18 protein-coding genes are annotated in these 17554 nt (G+C 70.0%); 12 read left to right on the top strand and 6 right to left on the bottom strand.

Features of this window, described 5'->3' with window-relative positions; all coding sequences use genetic code 11:
* The 3 genes from G3I19_RS24375 to G3I19_RS24365 all read left to right on the top strand — a co-directional run.
* On the top strand, positions 1 to 276 hold a 276-nt coding region (locus tag G3I19_RS24375), incomplete at its 5' end, for an FAD-binding protein (RefSeq protein WP_164265839.1).
* A gap of 80 nt (positions 277 to 356) precedes the next feature.
* Positions 357 to 602 (top strand): hypothetical protein, encoded by a 246-nt coding sequence (locus G3I19_RS24370; protein ID WP_164265838.1) that lies wholly within the window; start codon positions 357 to 359, stop codon positions 600 to 602.
* Positions 551 to 1117 (top strand): FAD-binding protein, encoded by a 567-nt coding sequence (locus tag G3I19_RS24365; RefSeq protein WP_164265837.1) that lies wholly within the window; start codon positions 551 to 553, stop codon positions 1115 to 1117. Before G3I19_RS24370 ends, G3I19_RS24365 begins: the two co-directional genes overlap by 52 nt.
* Positions 1118 to 1213: 96 nt before the next feature.
* Here the strand turns inward: G3I19_RS24365 and G3I19_RS24360 are convergent, their stop codons facing one another.
* Positions 1214 to 2713: a long-chain fatty acid--CoA ligase gene (locus G3I19_RS24360; protein WP_164265836.1), complete on the bottom strand. Its 1500-nt coding sequence runs from the start codon at positions 2711 to 2713 to the stop codon at positions 1214 to 1216.
* A 114-nt stretch (positions 2714 to 2827) separates the two neighbouring features.
* On the opposite strand from G3I19_RS24360, the gene G3I19_RS24355 reads away from it, so the two are divergent.
* The 7 genes from G3I19_RS24355 to G3I19_RS24325 all read left to right on the top strand — a co-directional run bounded on the left by G3I19_RS24355 (position 2828) and on the right by G3I19_RS24325 (position 11353).
* Positions 2828 to 3859, top strand: a complete 1032-nt coding sequence (locus G3I19_RS24355; RefSeq protein WP_164265835.1) for an AraC family transcriptional regulator — start codon at positions 2828 to 2830, stop codon at positions 3857 to 3859.
* Between the two features lie 319 nt (positions 3860 to 4178).
* Positions 4179 to 5237, top strand: coding sequence for a 3-keto-5-aminohexanoate cleavage protein (locus tag G3I19_RS24350; RefSeq protein ID WP_164265834.1), 1059 nt, complete (start codon positions 4179 to 4181; stop codon positions 5235 to 5237).
* A gap of 113 nt (positions 5238 to 5350) precedes the next feature.
* Complete coding sequence (locus tag G3I19_RS24345) at positions 5351 to 6325, top strand: quinone oxidoreductase (protein WP_164265833.1); 975 nt, start codon at positions 5351 to 5353, stop codon at positions 6323 to 6325.
* A gap of 61 nt (positions 6326 to 6386) precedes the next feature.
* The gene (locus G3I19_RS24340; protein WP_164265832.1) at positions 6387 to 7301 is read left to right on the top strand and encodes a TauD/TfdA family dioxygenase; all 915 of its coding nucleotides are present in this window, start codon (positions 6387 to 6389) and stop codon (positions 7299 to 7301) included.
* Between the two features lie 78 nt (positions 7302 to 7379).
* Positions 7380 to 8720, top strand: coding sequence for an MFS transporter (locus G3I19_RS24335; RefSeq protein WP_164265831.1), 1341 nt, complete (start codon positions 7380 to 7382; stop codon positions 8718 to 8720).
* Complete coding sequence (locus G3I19_RS24330) at positions 8717 to 9295, top strand: alpha/beta hydrolase (RefSeq protein WP_164265830.1); 579 nt, start codon at positions 8717 to 8719, stop codon at positions 9293 to 9295. Before G3I19_RS24335 ends, G3I19_RS24330 begins: the two co-directional genes overlap by 4 nt.
* Positions 9296 to 9370: 75 nt before the next feature.
* Complete coding sequence (locus G3I19_RS24325) at positions 9371 to 11353, top strand: acetoacetate--CoA ligase (protein WP_164265829.1); 1983 nt, start codon at positions 9371 to 9373, stop codon at positions 11351 to 11353.
* 52 nt (positions 11354 to 11405) lie between these two features.
* On the opposite strand, the gene G3I19_RS24320 is transcribed toward G3I19_RS24325, so the two are convergent.
* Both G3I19_RS24320 and G3I19_RS24315 read right to left on the bottom strand, forming a co-directional pair.
* Complete coding sequence (locus G3I19_RS24320) at positions 11406 to 12584, bottom strand: cytochrome P450 (protein WP_164265828.1); 1179 nt, start codon at positions 12582 to 12584, stop codon at positions 11406 to 11408.
* Between the two features lie 92 nt (positions 12585 to 12676).
* Entirely contained in the window at positions 12677 to 13138 is a 462-nt protein-coding gene (locus tag G3I19_RS24315; protein ID WP_164265827.1) for a MarR family winged helix-turn-helix transcriptional regulator, read from the bottom strand.
* Positions 13139 to 13459: 321 nt separating this feature from the next.
* On the opposite strand from G3I19_RS24315, the gene G3I19_RS24310 reads away from it, so the two are divergent.
* On the top strand, positions 13460 to 14257 hold the full coding sequence (locus tag G3I19_RS24310) for an SDR family NAD(P)-dependent oxidoreductase (protein WP_164265826.1): 798 nt from the start codon (positions 13460 to 13462) through the stop codon (positions 14255 to 14257).
* A gap of 117 nt (positions 14258 to 14374) precedes the next feature.
* Positions 14375 to 15130 carry an SDR family oxidoreductase gene (locus G3I19_RS24305; RefSeq protein WP_203600079.1) on the top strand — a complete coding sequence of 252 codons (756 nt, stop codon included), beginning with the start codon at positions 14375 to 14377 and terminating at the stop codon, positions 15128 to 15130.
* Here G3I19_RS24305 and G3I19_RS24300 read toward each other — a convergent pair.
* The 3 genes from G3I19_RS24300 to G3I19_RS24290 all read right to left on the bottom strand — a co-directional run.
* Entirely contained in the window at positions 15076 to 15540 is a 465-nt protein-coding gene (locus tag G3I19_RS24300) for a hypothetical protein (protein ID WP_164265825.1), read from the bottom strand. The two genes, G3I19_RS24305 and G3I19_RS24300, sit on opposite strands and share 55 nt — an antisense overlap.
* Before the next feature lie 82 nt (positions 15541 to 15622).
* The gene (locus G3I19_RS24295) at positions 15623 to 17260 is read right to left on the bottom strand and encodes a hypothetical protein (RefSeq protein WP_164265824.1); all 1638 of its coding nucleotides are present in this window, start codon (positions 17258 to 17260) and stop codon (positions 15623 to 15625) included.
* A gap of 167 nt (positions 17261 to 17427) precedes the next feature.
* On the bottom strand, positions 17428 to 17554 hold a 127-nt coding region (locus G3I19_RS24290), incomplete at its 5' end, for a biotin/lipoyl-containing protein (RefSeq protein ID WP_164265823.1).

Below are 17554 nucleotides of genomic sequence, written 5' to 3'. Positions count from 1 at the left end.
CGGACCGGCCCGTTCCACGCGCTGATGGTGCAGCCCAGCGTCACCTTCACGTTCGGCGGCGTGCGCATCGACGACCAGGCCCGCGCCCTGGACGCCGACGGCCGCCCCGTCCCCGGTCTGCACGCCGCCGGGGCGGACATCGGCGGGCTGTCCAACCATGGGTACGCGGGCGGCCTCGCCCCGGCCTACATCACGGGCCGCCGGGCCGGCCACAGCGCTGCCCGGGTCGCGGACACCGTGCCCCGTCAGCAGACCGACGCACCTGCCGGCATCTGACACCACCGAACAAGGAGCAGCACCATGGTCTGCAGACGACGGGGGACTGCTCCGCCTCCACGGAGCTGAAGGCGAAGCACGTGGGCGAGGACGCGGCGAGGATCCCGCCGGTGAACCCGGTGAACACCGGCGACGGATTCCGGCTGGGGGAGGAGGCGGGCGGCTACACACTGCAGATGGACCGCCTGTACGAGGGCTTGCGGTTCAAACCGTCGAAGCGACCCGACCTGATCAAGATGCTGCCTGCGCTGCCTGCGCTGCCTGCGCTGAACGGGTGCTGCGGTTCGTGGTGGAGCGGCTGCCGAAGAACCTGCTGGCGTACGTGATCCGAGGCGCGCTGACCAGCTGGATCGGCCCGAACGTCACCATGGACCGGGCGGGGGCGATCCTCGTGGACGGCACGGGACGCCGGCCGGCGAACGAGGACACCGACCCGGCGATGGCCCGGGCCGTGGCCGCTGCCGGGAACAACACGGGGTTGATGGTGTTCGACGAGCAGGTCGCGCGGAAGTTCGCCGCGTGGCCGAACCCGGTCTCCACGTTCCCGGGCGTCGCGTACGCGTACGTACAGGACTACAAGCGCTACCGGCCGGACGTGTACCAGCGCGCCGGCACCGTGGAGGAACTGGCGGACGCCATCGGCGTCGACGACCAGTTGCGCGTCGTGCGCGAGGACGGCACCCCGGTGCCCGGCCTCTGGGCCGCCGGCTCCACCGGCCAGGGCGGCCTGCAACTCCTCAACCACGGCCTGCACATCGGCTGGGCGATGGTCTCCGGCCGTATCGTCGGCCGCAACGTCGCGGGGTCCCCACGCCGTACGGACCTGGGCGTTCCGGACTGACCAGTTCACCTCTGCCCCGATGGGCCAATCCCGAGCCCGATCCCGCGCCCGAGCCCGATCCCGCGTCCGAGCAGCTCCCGCACGGACACCGGCCGCCTACCGGTCCGGGCCCTCGACCGTGATGTCGCGCTTGAGGATCTTGCCCGTCGCGCCCTTGGGCAGCTCGTCGGTGAACCTCACGATCCTCGGGTACTTGTAGGGGGCCACCCGTGCACGGACGAATGCGCGGATCTGGTCCGCCGTGACCCGGCTGCCCTCCCGCGGCACGATCACGGCGGCCACCTCCTCGCCGTGCAGGTCATGACGGACCCCGACGACCGCCGCTTCGGCCACCGCCGGGTGCTCGTACAGCACTTCCTCGATCTCCCGCGGGTAGACGTTGTACCCGCCACGGATGATCAGGTCCTTCTTGCGGTCGACGATGAAGTAGAAGCCCTCCTCGTCGGCGCGGGCGAGGTCGCCGCTGTGGAACCACCCGTCGCGGAATGCCTCGGCGGTCGCTTCGGGACGGTTCCAGTAGCCCTTCATGACGTTCTCGCCGCGGATCGCGATCTCACCCACATCGCCGGGACGTACCGGCGTGCCGTCCGGCGACATCAGGGCCATCTCGACGCCGCGGACGGGCAGCCCGATCGACCCGGGCTTGCGGGGCCGGTCCGGAGGGTTGAACGAGGCCACCGGGGAGGTCTCGGACAGCCCGTACCCCTCAAGTACGACGACACCGAAGTCCTGCTCGAACGTGTGCAGCACCTCGACGGGCAGCGCCGAGCCCCCGGATACGGCCAGCCGCAGCCGGGAGGGGGCGCCGCCGCCGGGGATCCCGGTACGGAGCAGGGCGGTGTACATGGTCGGCACACCGAGGAAGACGGTGACCCGGTCCCTGCGCATGATCTCCAGCGCTTCGCGCGGATCGAACCGCGGCAGCAGGGTCAGGGCCGCCCCCGCGACGATCGTGGCGTTGAGGGCGCAGGTCTGCCCGAACGCGTGGAACAGGGGGAGCCCGCCGAAGAGCACATCGTCCCGGCCCACCGTCAGGAGCGTCTCGGCAGCGGTGACCGTGTTGCTGATCAGATTGCCGTGCGTGAGCTCGGCGCCCTTCGGGGTGCCCGTCGTACCGGAGGTGTAGAGGATCACCGCCGTGTCGCCCGGCGCCCGGTCGTCGGCCCCGGGTACCGGCGATGCGGCACGCAGCCCGGCATCGAACGCCGCCGAGCCCATGACCAGGCTTCCGGCCCCGGTCGCGGCCGCGGCCCTGGTGGCCTCATCCGCCGCCATCGGGGACGTCACCACCGTCCGCGCACCGGAGTCACGGAGCACGAACGCCATCTCCCGTGCTCTGAGCAGCGGATTCACCGGCACCACGACGGCCCCCGCGCGCAGGATGCCGTAGTAGGCGACCGGGAAGCTGACGACGTTGGGTATGACCAGCGCGACCCGGTCGCCGGGCCGTACGCCGCCGGCGCTCAGCAGCGCCGCCAGGCGGGCGCTCGCGTCGTCCAGTTCCGCGTACGTCATGACGGCTTCGGACTCGCGTACGGCGACCCGGCCGCCGTGCTTCCGGGCGGCGCGCACCAGGAACGTGGCGAGGTTGGTCATGTCACTGCCTCCTTGGGCCTGCGGAGCCACACACGCTAGATCGCGTGGCATGCGAGTGCTTGACGTGGCGGGACGGTCTACTTACCTTTCGGGGACAGGTCGGTGAGGAGTGCGATGAGACCCCTGGTTCGCACTGCGGCACTCAACGGATATGTGGAGTTGAGCCGTTCGCTGGGCATGGACCCGCAGTTGTCGATGGAGGGCGTGGGACTGGACGCCGCCGCCCTCACGCTGCAGGACCGCTGGATCTCCGGTGCGGCCGTCGCCCGGCTGCTGGCGGTCTCGGCGGCCGAATCCGGCCTCGAGGACTTCGGACTGCGGATGTCCGAGTTCCGGCGCCTGGGCAGCCTCGGCCCCATCAGCATCGCCCTCCGTGAGGAACCGGACGTCCGCAGCGGGCTGGAACTGCTGTTGCACCATGAACACATGTACAACGAGGCGCTCCACGCCCGGCTCTCCGAGCGGGAGGGCCTGGCCACCCTCAAGGTGGGGCTCGACTTCGGTGAGGCGCTGGAGACCCGGCAGGCCACCGAGCTGGCCGTGGGCGCGTTCCACCTGGTGCTGCGCATGTTCCTCGGCCCCCAGTGGCTGCCGCTCTCCGTGTACTTCGCCCATGACGCGCCGGCTGACCGCGGCACGCATCAGCGGGTCTTCGGTCCCGCGGTGGAATTCGGGCGGGAGTTCAGCGGCATCAATTTCCGCGCGAGCGATCTCGACTCGCCCAACACGACGTCCGACCCGTTGCTCAGGAACTACGCCCGGCAGTACATCGAGGCCGTCGCCGTCCCCAGGGACACCGGCACGGTGGACCAGGTGCGCGAGCTGATCGAGGTCCTGCTGCCGACCGGGCGGTGCTCGGTGGACCGGATCGCCCGCAGTCTGAACGTGGACCGGCGCAGTGTCCACCGGCGCCTCGCGCGCTCGGGCGAGACGTTCTCGTCGCTCGTCAACTCGGTACGCGTCCAGCTGGCCGAGCAGTTCGTGGTGAACCCGAGCCGCTCCCTCACCGAGATCTCCGACCTGCTCGGCTTCTCCACGGCCAGTGCCTTCTCCCGCTGGTTCCGGGAGCAGTTCGGACGCAGCCCCAGGGAGTGGCGCAGCCGGGCGACCACCGGCTCCGACCTCACGAGGCCCGACCCCCGCTGACCGCGGGTCAGTCCCGTCCTGTCGCTTCCCTTCTTTTCCCTTCCGCTCCCTTCCCGTTTCGTCCCGTCCCGGCACCGTCACGGGCATGTCCCCAAACGGCAAGTCCCCCGTCCCGCAGGGTTAAGCAAGAGCGTTCACCGGCTCCTACCTTTGGATTCACCGCAACGTAGCCGGTCAGCGAGGGCAGCCCCGCGAGGACAGCCCGTACGGCCGCCGGCCGGACCCCACCGATGAGCGGACCGGGGCCCGCGCGGCCGCACACCCGCCCCTGCCCCCTCAGGCTCGTGCGGCCCCACCCAACCGACGAAGGAGACGGACCGTGCACTTCCACGACGACTCGCTCTATCCCGAGAACCAGGAACCGCTGGTCATCCAGGTGGCGCCCTACGGACCCGAGTGGCTGCCCGGTGACGCCGACGACATCCCCCTCACCATGGACGAGCACGTCCAGGCCGCCGTCGACTGCTACAACGCGGGCGCCACCGTGCTGCACATCCATGTACGCGAGCTCGACGGCCACGGCTCCAAGCGGATGTCCATGTTCAACGAGCTGATCGGCCGGCTGCGCGAGGCCGTGCCGGACATGGTTCTGCAGATCGGCGGATCGATCTCCTTCGCCCCCGAGGGCGAGGGCGACGAGGCGAAGTGGCTCAGCTACGACACCCGCCACCTGCTGGCCGATCTCGATCCCCAGCCCGACCAGGTGACGATCGCCATCAACACCAGCCAGATGAACATCGTCGAGATCATGACCGACGACGACCTCCAGGGAACCTCGATCGCGAACCCCGCCATGTACAAGGCGTACCGCGACATGGTGGTCGAGGCAGGCCCTGACTTCTACCTGGAGCACCTCAAGCGGCTCCACGCGAAAGGCATCCAGCCGCACTTCCAACTCGCCACGCTGGCCCAGCTGGAGACGGTGGAGCGGTTGATCAGGGCCGGGGTCCACACCGGCCCGCTCATCCTCAACTATGTGGCGATCGGCGGCGGTTTCGCCGGGCGTCACCCTGCCGATCTGATCGAGTTCATCCGCCGTACTCCGGACGGCGCCGTCCTCACGATCGAGAGCTCCATGCGCGCCGTCGCGCCGATGAACGCGATCGGGATCGCGCTCGGCACCCATGTGCGGGTCGGCAACGAGGACAACCTGTGGGGCCGCAAGGGAGAGCGCATGAGCTCCGTCGCCCAGGTGGAACAGATGGTCAGGATCTCGGAGAACCTCGGCCGCCCCATCGCGACCGGGCTCGAAGCCAGGAAGATCTACCGGCTCGGCCAGTACTACGCCGACGTCGACGAGACCCTCGCGCAGCTCGGCATGGTGCCGAACCGGCGCCCCGGGCAGCGCGGGTCCATGCTGCGCAACCCCAAGAGCTGACCTGCTCCCGGCCCGTGAACCGGCGGCGGTCACCGGCGGCCCCCGGCTTCCGCGACCGCCGCCGCCCAGCCCCGCCCAGCCCCGCCCCAAAAAAGACAGCAATGGAGTTCTCCGTGGCACACGTCATCCGCTTCCACGAGACCGGCGGCCCCGAGGTACTGCGCCGCGAGGAGGCCGACGTCGGGGACCCCGGCCCCGGCGAGGTCCGGATCCGCCATGGAGCGGTCGGCCTGAACTTCGCCGACACCTACTTCCGTACCGGGCTCTACCCGGCCCCGCTGCCCGCCGGGCTCGGAGTGGAGGCCGCAGGCGTGATCGAGGCGGTCGGCGACGGCGTGTCCGGCTTCGCCGAGGGTGACCGCGTGACCTATACCGGCAGCCCGCTCGGGGCCTACAGCACCGAACGGATCATGCCCCCGCACTCGTTGATCAAGCTGCCGGACGGGATCAGCTTCGAGACGGCCGCCGCGATGACCATGCGCGGGCTCACCTCCTCGTACCTGCTCCGCAGGATCCATCCGCTGGAGCGTGGCGACACCGTGCTGCTGCACGCGGCAGCGGGCGGTGTCGGCCTCATCGTCTGCCAGTGGGCCAAGCTGCTGGGCCTCACAGTGATCGGCACGGTGTCCACCGAGGACAAGGCGGAGCTGGCCCGCGCCCACGGCTGTGACCACATCGTGTACTACCGGCGGGAGAACGTGGCCGAGCGGGTGCGCGAGCTGACCGGCGGCGCCGGTGTGCCGGTGGTCTTCGACAGCGTCGGGGCGACCACCTACGCGGGTTCGCTCGCCTCGCTGCGGCGGCGCGGCCTGCTGGTGTGCTTCGGCACCTCTTCCGGCCCGGTGCCGCCGATCGACGCCCCGCAGCTGGCGATCCACGGATCGGTCTTCGTGACCCGTCCGGCGCTGGCCGACTACATCGCCGATCCGGCGGAGCGCGCCGAACTGGCCGGTGAACTCTTCGGACATGTCGCTTCCGGCCGCATCAAGATCGAGATCAATCAGCGCTACGCACTCAAGGACGCAGCCCGGGCGCACCGGGACCTGGAGAGCGGCCGGACGACGGGATCCTCCGTCTTCGTCCTCTGACTTCTGTCCTCCGGTTACGCAAGCGCCACACGGACCACGAGCCCGCACAGGAGGTACCACCATGACCCCGACCAGCACACCGAGCGCGGCCGCCCCGGCCCTCGTCCGGCCGGAAGTCCGGCAGTCGCTCAAGGCCGAACCCCTGACCTGCAGCATCGGCGCCGAGCTGTCCGGCGTGAACCTCGCCGACGCCGCACGTGACGACGGCCTGTTCGCCGAGATCCGGGCACTGCTCCTGGAACACAAGGTGCTGTTCCTGCGCGGACAGGACATCACCCGTGCCGAGCATGTCGCCTTCGCCTCCCGGTTCGGGCCGCTGGAGGACCACCCGGTGGTCGGGAGCGATCCCGAACACCCCGGTCTGGTCCGCATCTACAAGGACCTGGACAGTACGCCCGAGCACTACGAGAACGCGCTGCACACCGACGGGACCTGGCGGGAGAACCCGTCGATGGGCGCTGTGCTGCGCTGTGTCGAGACACCACCGGTGGGCGGGGACACCATCTGGATCAACATGGCCGAGGCCTACCGCAGGCTGCCGGAGCACATCAAGACACAGATCCGGGGTCTGCGGGCCCGGCACAGCATCGAGGCGTCGTTCGGCGCGGTGATGTCAGAGGAGCGGCGCCACGCGCTGAAGGCCCAGTATCCCGACGCCGAGCACCCGGTGGTGCGGACCCATCCGGAAACGGGCGAGGAGATCCTCTTCGTCAACAGTTTCACCACGCATTTCACCAACTACCACACGCCGCGGAATGTGCGCTTCGGCATCGACTACGCGCCGGGGGCGAGCAACCTGCTGACCTATCTGCTCAGCCAGGCGTCCGTGCCCGAGTACCAGGTCCGCTGGCGCTGGCAGCCGGACAGCTTCGCCATCTGGGACAACCGCTCCACCCAGCACTACGCCGTCCAGGACTACTGGCCGGCCGTCCGGAAGATGGAGCGCAGCGGGATCGTCGGTGACCGGCCGTTCTGATGAGAGCGGTTCTTCCCGGAACGGGCCGGTAACAGAAGACCAGGATCAGAAGACCAGGATGGAGAAGAGGTGGCACCGATGGGTCTTCGCACCACCGCGGTTCCGGCGCCGGGAGGCCGCTCTCCCGCGCCGGCCGTCTCCCGGCGCTACGCCTGGGTCGTTTTCGCCCTGAGTTTCGGACTGCTGCTGTCCGACTACATGTCACGGCAGGTGCTCAACTCGGTCTTCCCGCTGCTGAAAGCGGAATGGGGCCTCACCGACGCGCAACTGGGCTCGCTCAGCGGCGTCGTGGCGCTGGCGGTCGGTGTGCTGACCTTTCCGACGTCCTTCCTGGCGGACCGCTGGGGCCGGGTACGCAGCCTGGTGCTCGCCGCAGTGGTGTGGAGTCTGGCCACACTCGCCTGTGCGGTGGCGGCCGGCTACGGGCAGATGTTTCTCGCCCGGCTGTTCGTCGGCATCGGTGAGGCCGCGTACGGCAGCGTCGGTATCGCGCTCGTCCTCAGCGTCTTCCCGGCCCGGCTCAGGGCCACCCTCTCCGGGGCGTTCATGGGGGGAGGCTCGTTCGGCTCGGTGCTGGGCGTGGCACTCAGCGGTGTGATCGCCCAACACTTCGGCTGGCGCTGGGCGTTCGGCGTCATGGGGTTCTTCGGTCTCGGTCTGGCCGTGGCCTTCGCCGTGGTGGTCACCGAGAGGCGGCTCGACCCGCGGCGGGACGCCACCGCGGGCCGCCCTGAGGAGCAGGCCAAGGTCCGGCTGCGGTCCCTCCTGCCGCAGCTCTTCTCGTCGGTCTCGGTGGTCAGCGCCTACGCAGGCAGCGGTCTCCAGTTGTTCCTGCCGGGGGCACTGCTGGCCTGGCTGCCCAGTTTCTTCAACCGCTACTACCACATGTCCACCGGCCGGGCGGGTGTCACGGCGGGCCTGTTCGCGCTGCTGACCGGGATCGGCATGGTCCTCGGCGGCGTCGTCGCCGACCGTGTCGGGCGGACCCTCCAGATCCGTAAGTGGGCCACAGCGATCGTCTGCAGCCTGCTCTCCCTCGTCCTGCTGTCGGCCGCCTTTGGCGCACCGACCGGGACGGTACAGATGCTGCTGCTGGCGGCCGGATCCCTGGTGTCGGGAGCGACGGCAGGTCCGGCCGCGGCGATGGTGGCCAATCTGACCCCCGGCGCCATCTCCGGTACGGCCTTCGGCACCCTCACGCTGGCGAACAGCCTGCTCGGGCTCGCCCCGGGATCAGCGGTGACCGGCATGGCCGCGGACCGCCTCGGCCTGCTCGACGCGCTGCGGCTGATGCCGCTGGTCGCGGCGGTCGCCGCGCTGTGCTTCGCCGTGGGACGCCGGCACTACGAACGAGACATCATCCGACTGGCCGCGCGCACCACTTCCGCGGCCACCCGAACCACGGCGGTGACCGCATGAGTACCCCCACCGAGGCCACGATCGTGGTCGTACCTGGACTGCGCGACCACGTACCCGACCACTGGCAGACCATCCTGGCCGAGCGGCTCACCGCGGCGGGGCGCACGGTGCTCACCGTCGCACCGCTGACGGAGGACCGGCTCAGCTGCGCGGCCGGGGTCGCGGCACTGGAGGCAGCGGTCGCGGAAGCCCCAGGGCCTGTGGTGCTGGTCGCCCACAGCGCCGGGGTGATGACGACCGTGCACTGGGCGCGGAGCAGCAGCCGTCCCGTCGTGGGCGCGCTGCTCGCGACCCCGCCGGACTTCGACACACCGCTGCCGGAGGGCCACCCGACCCCCGATGTGCTCCGCAGCAACGGCTGGACGCCCGTCCCGCGGGCCGTCCTGCCCTTCCCCAGCGTCGTCGCGGCGAGCAGCGACGACCCGCTGGGCAGGGAGGTGCGCGTCGCCAGGCTCGCCGAGTGCTGGGGCAGCCGCCTCGTCCGGCTCGGCGCGGTCGGGCACCTCAACCCGGGCTCCGGGTACGGCCCGTGGCCCCGGGCCGAGGAACTCATACGCGAGATCGAACAGGGCTGACGCGCACCACACCGCACCGCACGGCATGGCAAAGAACCCACCTGTGTACCCCACCCATGTGTCAAGGGAGCAGCGATGATTGATGACACCGACCTGCTGTGGTCCCCCTCCCAGGCGCAGGCCGAGGCATCCAATGTCGCCGGCTTCATGCGCTGGCTGGACCGGACCAGGGGACTGCGGTTCGCCGACTACCCGGCACTGTGGCGGTGGAGCACCACCGACGTACCCGGGTTCTGGTCGGCCGTATGGGACTACTACGGACTGGCCGCCCGTTCCGCGTACGACACGGTGCTGGCGGACGCGTCGATGCCCACCGCCTCCTGGTTCCCGGGCGCACGTCTGAACTTCGCCGAGCGGTGCCTCGCCGAGCCGTCCGATGAGCGCCCCGCGCTGATCAGCGTCAGCGAGGGTGGCGTACCCGTGGAGACCTCCTGGACACAGCTGCGACGGGAGGTCGCTGCGCTGGCCGGCTCGCTGCGCCGGCTGGGGGTGGAGCCCGGCGACACCGTCGCCGGATATCTTCCGAACACCCCGCACGCCGTGATCGCGGTGCTGGCCGCCGCCGCGGTGGGCGCGGTGTGGACCGTGTGCTCGCCCGACTTCGGTACGCCCAGCGTGCTGGCGCGGCTGCGCCAGGCCCGCCCGACGGTGCTGCTGGCCGTGGACGGTTACCGCCACGGCGGCAAGGAGTACGACCGGCTCCCGGCGGTCGGGGAGATCACGGCCGGGCTGCCCACACTGCGGCATCTGGTGGCCGTCGACCACCTGCGGCCGGCCCCGGCGGGCTCCCGCTGGACGGCCCGGGACGACGTGGCACAGCACAGCTGGTCCGCCCTGCTCGACCGGGACGAACCCCTGGTCTTCGCCGACGTTCCCTTCGACCACCCGTTGTGGACCCTGTGGTCCTCGGGTACCACCGGGCTTCCCAAGGGAATCGTGCAGAGCCACGGCGGCATCGTCGTCGAGCTGCTGAAGGCGCTCGGTCTCGGCGCCGACCTCCGCGCCGACGACCGCTACTTCTTCCACACCTCGACCAGCTGGATGGTCTGGAACTTCATGGTCGCGGGCCTGATGCACGGCTCGACGATCGTCCTCTACGACGGCAGCCCCACCCGGCCCGACGTCAACGGGGTCTGGAGGGTCGCCGAGCAGACCCGGGCGAGCGTGGTCGGCGTGGGGGCGGCCTATCTGATCGCGGGGGAGAAGGCGGACGCGCATCCGGCGGCCGAGCTGGACCTGAGCGGGCTGCGCACCGTCCTCCAGACCGGTTCGTCGCTGCCGCCGAGTACCTGGCACTGGGCGCAGGACCGTCTCGGTCCGGATGTGTGGCTGCAGTCGATCTGCGGCGGTACCGACATCTGCTCGGTGCTCGCCTGCGGCAGCGCGCTGCTTCCGGTCAGGGCCGGCCGGATCCAGTGCCCGGCACTCGGTGTGGCCCTGGACGCCTGGGACGCATCGGGCCGGCAGGTCGTCGGTGAGCAGGGCGAACTGGTGGTGACCGCACCGCTGCCGTCGATGCCGCTGTACTTCGTCGACGACCCGGACGGGGCGCGCTACCGGGCGAGTTACTTCGACATGTACCCCGGTGTGTGGCGGCACGGCGACTGGGTCACCGTCGACCGGGACCTGACGGTCGTGGTGGCGGGCCGCTCGGACTCGACGCTCAACCGGATGGGCGTACGGATGGGCTCGGCCGACATCTACGCCGTCGTGGAGCGGTTTCCCCAAGTCGCCGACAGCCTGGTGATCGGGGCGGAGATGCCGGACGGCCGGTACTTCATGCCGCTGTTCGTGGCCCTCGGGGACGGCGCGGTGCTCGACGACGGGCTGCGCGCACTGATCGCCGGGACCATCCGCAGCGAGCTGTCGCCGCGCCATGTGCCGGACGCCATCACCGAGGTACCCGCGTTGCCTCGCACCCTGACAGGCAAGCGGCTTGAGGTTCCGGTGAAACGGATCATCCAGGGCGCCGACGCCGCCGAGGTGAGCAGCGCAGGGGCCATCACCCATCCCGAGATGATGAGTTGGTTCGCTGCCTTCGCCGCCTCGTCCCGGTAGACACGGCCTTCCGCCGTCGGGTGTGGCCTTCCGCAGTCGTGCGTCCCAGCCCTTACGTCAGGACGGGCAACGACACCAGCCCGCGCACCAGTCGGGTGCGTCGCCACTCCAGCCGGCCGGGCTGTTCGGCGAGTCGGATCCCGGGGAAGCGGGCCAGGACCGCCCGGAAGGCGATGTCGGCTTCGGCCTTGGCCAGGGGAGCGCCTACGCAGCGGTGGATACCGTGACCGAAGCTGAGATGCGCGGCGGCGTCACGGTCCACGTCGAGCCGGTCGGGCGAAGGGAACCGGCCCGGGTCACGGTTGGCGGCCCCGAGCGCGACCAGTACGGGGACACCGGACGGGATGTCGGTGCCGCCGAGGGTGACGGCCTCCGTGGTGAACCGGAAGGTGGCGGTGCTGACGGGGGAGTCGAACCGGAGCAGCTCGTCCAAGGCGCCGGGGATGTCGTCCGGGTTCCTCCGGAGGCGGTCCAGCTCGTCCGGGTGCTGGAGCAGTGCCAGGGCGGCGTTGCCGAGGAAGTTGGTGGTGGTCTCGTGCCCGGCCACGAGCAGCAGTACCGCGAGGGAGACCAGCTCTTCCTCGCTCAGCCGGTCGTCCCCGTCACGGGCCGCGACGAGCCGGTCGAGAAGAGAACCGCCGGGGTTCAGGCGCTTGGCGGCGATGAGGCTCGTCAGGTAGCCGGCCAGGGCATGCGAAGCCGTGTCGATGACGTCGGGCCTGCCTGCCGCGAACAGCTCACCGGACCAGCGCCGGATGGCGGGCCGGTCCTCGTCCGGGACGCCGAGCAGTTCACAGATCACGATGACCGGCAGCGGCACCGCCAGCCCGGCCACGAAGTCGGACCGCTCGCCGTCGGGCCACTGATCCAGCAGTTCGCCGGTGACCCGGGCAATGAACGGGCGCAGCTCTGTCACGGCCCCCGTGGTGAAGGCTCTGGTGACCAGTCTGCGCAGCCGGGTGTGCTGGGGCGGGTCGTTGGCCAGCATGTTGTGTGCCACCGCGGGGTGAAGGCGACGCCGTGACCCTTTACCCGCGAAGAAGGCGGCGGTGTCCTTCGAGAGCCGCGGGTCGGCAAGGGCCTCCCTGGCTTCCGCGTAACCGGTGATCAGGTAGCTGCTGTGCCCGCCGGGGCCGGTGGGCACGGACTGCACCGGGCATACGGACCGCATGGCCGCGTAGGTGGGGTAGGGGTCCTGGAGGAAGCGGGGGTCCTGAGTCGGGTCGGTCATGTTCTCAGTCTCCAACTGGCTCCGGCCGGCCCGTGAGGGCGCACCGGAGCGGCTGGGCGCGCCGCTGTCCGGGCGCCGATACGGCAGTGGCCCTACGCGGGTCCCTCCAGCTGCTCGATGCCGTGATTGAACTCGACCATCATCGTGAGGAACTGCTGGGTCTGTGCTTCGCTCCAGCCCGCCGCCTCGATCAGCCTGGCGGTTCCCGCCCGGCTGATCGCCCTGTCCGCCTCCAGGCGTTCCAGGCCGAGTGGGGTGGGCCGGAATGTGCGTGCGGCCCCTCGGGCGGGGGCGGGGATGTGCTCGACCAGGCCGTGCCGGAGCATGGCGCTCATCTGGCGGTTGATGGTGGATACGTCCGCCTGGAAGGTGTGCGCCAGCTCCTTGAGCGTGAGCGGTTCGCCGGTCTCCAGCCGCGTGAGGAGAACGTAGGCCGAGCGGTCCAGGCTCTGCCCGATGCGTGGGCCACGCGAGGCAATGAAATGCCGGGACAACAGAGTCAGTTCTCGTTCCAGGTCGCCGAGGCGGCGCTCCTGCTTGCTCGGCTCCTTCATCGCTTCCGGTGCCCTTCCTCTCGTCCCGCTCCGCCGGTGTCCATGGCCGTGCTCCGCCCCGGCGCCTTGCTCCGGTGCCGTTGCACAGGCTACCGTGTGTATGTAACATGCACATCATGTGGGGTCGCCGTGTCCGTGGAGGACCGTGCCGGAGACCCGGCCGGGCCTGCCGAAGGCGCCGTGGCGCGCGGGGCACCGGGCGCCGAGTGGCTCGCGCTGGTGCGGCCTTTCCGGTGCTCGGCCGCCGGCTGAGCACGTACTCCATGGCCCCTGCACCACTCCGCCCGCACGTGGACTCCGTCTCAGCAAGGAAGTAACCCCATGGAACGCCTCAAGGACAAGGTCGCGGTGGTCACCGGTGCCGGCAGCGGCATCGGCCGTGCGGCGGCGGAGCTCATGAGCCGGGAAGGCGCACGGGTGGTGGTCGCCGACTACGACACCGCGGCGGCCGCGGAGTCGGCGGCGCTCATCGAGAAGGCCGGCGGCCTGGCCCTGCCCGTCACGGTGGATGTCACCGACGAGAGCTCGATCGCGGACATGATCGCCGGGACCGTCAGGGAGTTCGGCGCCCTGAACGTCCTCTGCAACCACGTGGGCGGGACCGATCCGCGAACCGACCTCGACCTGCTGCGCATGGACATGGAGGAGTTCCACCGGGCGGTCGCCCGCAACGTGACCAGTACGCTCCTCGGCGCGCGGCACGCGATCCCCCACATGATCCGGGCCGGCGGCGGTTCGGTCATCAACACCGCCTCGGTCGCAGCACTCGTCGGTGACGTCCTGCAGACGTCCTACGGGGCGGTCAAGGCAGCGGTGGTCAGTATCACCAAGTCCATCGCCGTGCAGTACGGGCCACAGAACGTACGGTGCAACGCTGTCGCCCCCGGGGCCGTCATGACACCGGCGCTGGAGAACAACCTGCCGGCGGGCGTCATCGAGAGCCTGAAGAAGGGCAATGCCCTGCCCTGCCTCGGCGCCCCCGAGGACATCGGTCACGCCATGGTGTTCCTCGCTTCCGACGAGTCCCGCTACCTCACCGGCCAACTGCTGGTCGTCGACGGGGGGATGACCATGCAGTCATCGGCCGCACCCGGGCGGCGGGCCCAGCTCCCCGCTTGAGCCCGCATCCGGAGCACCCCGTATCCCCAGCACCTCCGAATCGCAGGCAGCCACGCAGGCGGTCACGCAGTCAATCGCCCAGGCCATCACACTGGCCAGCACGGAAGGAACCACGTCATGAGTTCTCGCACCTTGGACGGAAAGTCGGCCATCGTCACCGGGGGCGCCTCCGGTATCGGCGGCGCCATCACGAAACTGTTCGTCGCGCGCGGGGCCCGGGTCGTCGTCGTCGACCTGCAGGAGGAGGCCGGCGAGGCGCTCGCCCGTGAGCTGGGTGACGCCGTGGTCTTCCAGCGGGGCGACGTCTCCGACCGGAACGTGGCCGATACGGCCGTGGCTTCGGCCGTTGAGCGCTTCGGGTCTCTGGACGTACTGGTGAACAACGCGAGTGTGTCGCGCCAGAAGCCCTTCGAGGAGCAGACGGACGACGACTGGAACCTCGCGATGGACACCGGTCTGTACGCCACTCGCAACTTCATGCTGGCCGCCCTGCCGGAACTCAAGAAGACCGGCAACGCCTGCGTCATCAACTTCGGCTCCGGTGCCGGCTTGAACGGCCAGCCGAACCAGGCGTCGTACGCGGCGACGAAGGAAGCGATCCGCGGCTTGAGCCGCGTGGCCGCCAATGAGTGGGCGGAGTTCAACATCCGGGTCAACGTGGTCTGCCCGATGGCCCTGACCGCCGGTGTGGTCCAGTGGGCGCAGGCGCGCCCCGAGCAGTACGCGCAGTCCGCGGCCGCGGTCCCGTTGGGCCGCTTCGGCGACCCCGACCGCGATGTCGCGCCCATTGTCGCGTTCCTCGCCAGTGACGACGCGCGCTACATGACCGGACAGACCGTGATGGCCGACGGGGGCGCGGTCAAACTCCGCTGAGAGTGCTCGCGGTTCCGGGACCTGGGGCGGGGCGGGTCGTCGCTCTGTCCCGGAGACGGTCCGCCGTCCCCGGTCGGCTGCGAGAGGCAGTCGCCCATGGACGCTTCCAGCGGGCGCGTGAGGACGTAGGCGATCCAGAAGCTCCATACGGCCTCCCGGCCCGCAGTGTCGATGCTGTGAATGGAGAGCGTACGTTCGGCCCTGAACCAGGCGACGAACACCACCGCGAGCACCACGGCGAACACAGCGGTGGTGTCCTGCAGCGGCACCCCGGGCTGTCGGTCCGTCTCGCCGACCGTCGTGCAGAGCACTTTGATCACCCAGAAGTAGACGGTGACCCCGGGAACCTTGTTCCGGCGCAGACCGTGACCACGGACCGCACCGGGGTCGCCGTACGTATCGGATGTCATGCCGCCAGACCGTGCCGCCGGGAACCTGAACACATCCTGAGCGCTTCCCCTGCGTACGAAGCAGCGATTCGGCGGAGCCGCCTCACCGCAGCGCGTCGAGCCGTCCGCGTATCCGGGCCACGCGCTCATGCACCGGCCGACGGGCGAGAGCGGTGACGGGGCCGGTCAGCTCGCGCAGGAAGGCGCTGTCCTCAGGATCGACCGTTGCGACATCCTTGGCGTGCACGATCACCGGGAACCCGGCCAGGGCCGGGTCGTCCGGAGTGAGCGCCGCAACGGACGGTGGCGGCCCGCCATCGAAGTGGTCCGGCCCGACCGGCCCGACCGGCGGCCCGACCGGCCCGGGCAACGGCTCCTCCAGCAGTACGACGCTGTCGCCGGCGCGCCCCAACTCCTTGATCAGTTCGAGTTCCTGCAGCAGTGCGGGGGTCTTCTCCGCCGCCCAGACGACGACACGCTCGGCGAGGACGATGAGGGCACGGACTACGGCCGGCCAGCCGTCGTCGGGCAGATACAGGAACCGCTGCAGTCGGGTCGAGATGCCGAGCAGGGACGCCATCTGACGGTCGATCCCCAATGCGGCCGCCTCGGTGTTGGCGACCTGCACGACATCAGTGATCTCGGCCATCCGGTTCAGTACGCGCAGGCCGTCCGTACAACGGATGATCCGGGCATACCCGTCCGGATCGCCCTGCCCCACCACCGGATTGGGCTGCGAGCCCACGAACGAGGTCTCGGTGAGGTCGAAGTTGCGCAGCAGCAGAATGGTGGGATCTCCCGAGCACGCCGACCGCCGTACGAGGTTCGTCGTCGCGCGATGGATCCGACCGGCCAGCTGAATGGAACGCACGTCGTAGTCCCGCGGGACGCCGACGAGCCCCTCCGGGTCGTAACGCCCTGTTCGGCGGGCCGCCCGCATCATCGCGTCCAGGTATCCGGTCCTGAACTCCGGATCCGGGATTCGCACTGTTTCCAGTACGTCCAGCGCATGCCTGGCGATCTGGACATGCTCGCTCAGCTTGCTGTTCCCGGGATCAGCGGCGTCCGCCGCGAACAATTCGATGATGCGCGCGTAGGTCCGCCCTGCGGCCGGTTCTTCGCCGATTTCCAGGCAGTTGATGGCCTTGTTGACCAGGGTGGCGGCGACATTCACGCGTAGCCAGGCTTCGCCGCTCGACTGCCAGCGCTCGATGATCTCGTCGCAGACGTCGATACTCGCCTGTGTGCGCTGCTGGTTGTTGTGCGTATCCCTGCCGATGACGAGGAGCGTGCTGAGGTCCATGAGCGCCTTGCAGCTCAGCCATTGCGTCTCCGTGTCTCCCCCCTGGGGGATCAACTCGACCATCCGCCTCAGTGACGTGGTCGCGTGCGCATGCAGCTCGGGCACCAGGGCCGCGTCACGGTAGAGGGCGGTCGCCCCCGAGACCGTCCGCCGGGCGAGGCTGTCGCCACGCGGTGCGTACAGGCCGACCAGCCAGTCGGTCAGAATCAGCGAGTCGTCGAACCGGCCGAGTGAGACGCAGCGCTCGATCGTCGCGCCCACGGTCATACAGTGCGCCAGATCCTCATCGGGCGCCTGCCCGAGCTGCTGAGCGAGCGCCGGAAGGGTGCGCATCAGCCAGACACGGAAGTCCGCGTCCGCAGCCGCCCGGCTGGTCGCATGCCGACGCGCCACATCCCAGCGGGCCAGGATGTTGTCCGCGGTTGTTTCCCCATCCATGTCGGGCACGAGACCAACTCTTCTCCGGGCCGGGCGGCCTGAGAGCCCTTCACTCTCGGGTCACCCGGCCCAGGATGGCGCAGATGCCCACCGGCGGCAGGTCTTTGCGCCCGTCGTCGCGGCTCTCCCCGGGCCGCCGACCGCCGCGCCCACTCCCGTCGGTTGCTTCAGTCCTTGATCTCGCAGATCATGGCGCCTGATGAGATGGAGGCGCCGATCTCGGCGGTGAGGCCCTTGATGGTGCCGGAGCGGTGGGCGTTGAGCGGCTGTTCCATCTTCATTGCTTCGAGGACG

It is taken from the genome of Streptomyces sp. SID10853 (assembly GCF_010548145.1).
Classification (GTDB): Bacteria; Actinomycetota; Actinomycetes; order Streptomycetales; family Streptomycetaceae; genus Streptomyces.
This window is presented reverse-complemented; position numbering and strand designations above follow the sequence as displayed.

What these genes read in the sequence shown, in the direction of transcription:
- G3I19_RS24360 (WP_164265836.1), bottom strand. Translation starts at nt 2,713, where the DNA reads ATGACCAACCTCGCCACGTTCCTGGTGCGCGCCGCCCGGAAGCACGGC.
- G3I19_RS24355 (WP_164265835.1), top strand. Translation starts at nt 2,828, where the DNA reads ATGAGACCCCTGGTTCGCACTGCGGCACTCAACGGATATGTGGAGTTG.
- G3I19_RS24340 (WP_164265832.1), top strand. Translation starts at nt 6,387, where the DNA reads ATGACCCCGACCAGCACACCGAGCGCGGCCGCCCCGGCCCTCGTCCGG.
- G3I19_RS24335 (WP_164265831.1), top strand. Translation starts at nt 7,380, where the DNA reads ATGGGTCTTCGCACCACCGCGGTTCCGGCGCCGGGAGGCCGCTCTCCC.
- G3I19_RS24330 (WP_164265830.1), top strand. Translation starts at nt 8,717, where the DNA reads ATGAGTACCCCCACCGAGGCCACGATCGTGGTCGTACCTGGACTGCGC.
- G3I19_RS24325 (WP_164265829.1), top strand. Translation starts at nt 9,371, where the DNA reads ATGATTGATGACACCGACCTGCTGTGGTCCCCCTCCCAGGCGCAGGCC.
- G3I19_RS24320 (WP_164265828.1), bottom strand. Translation starts at nt 12,584, where the DNA reads ATGACCGACCCGACTCAGGACCCCCGCTTCCTCCAGGACCCCTACCCC.
- G3I19_RS24315 (WP_164265827.1), bottom strand. Translation starts at nt 13,138, where the DNA reads ATGAAGGAGCCGAGCAAGCAGGAGCGCCGCCTCGGCGACCTGGAACGA.
- G3I19_RS24310 (WP_164265826.1), top strand. Translation starts at nt 13,460, where the DNA reads ATGGAACGCCTCAAGGACAAGGTCGCGGTGGTCACCGGTGCCGGCAGC.
- G3I19_RS24305 (WP_203600079.1), top strand. Translation starts at nt 14,375, where the DNA reads ATGAGTTCTCGCACCTTGGACGGAAAGTCGGCCATCGTCACCGGGGGC.
- G3I19_RS24300 (WP_164265825.1), bottom strand. Translation starts at nt 15,540, where the DNA reads ATGACATCCGATACGTACGGCGACCCCGGTGCGGTCCGTGGTCACGGT.
- G3I19_RS24295 (WP_164265824.1), bottom strand. Translation starts at nt 17,260, where the DNA reads ATGGATGGGGAAACAACCGCGGACAACATCCTGGCCCGCTGGGATGTG.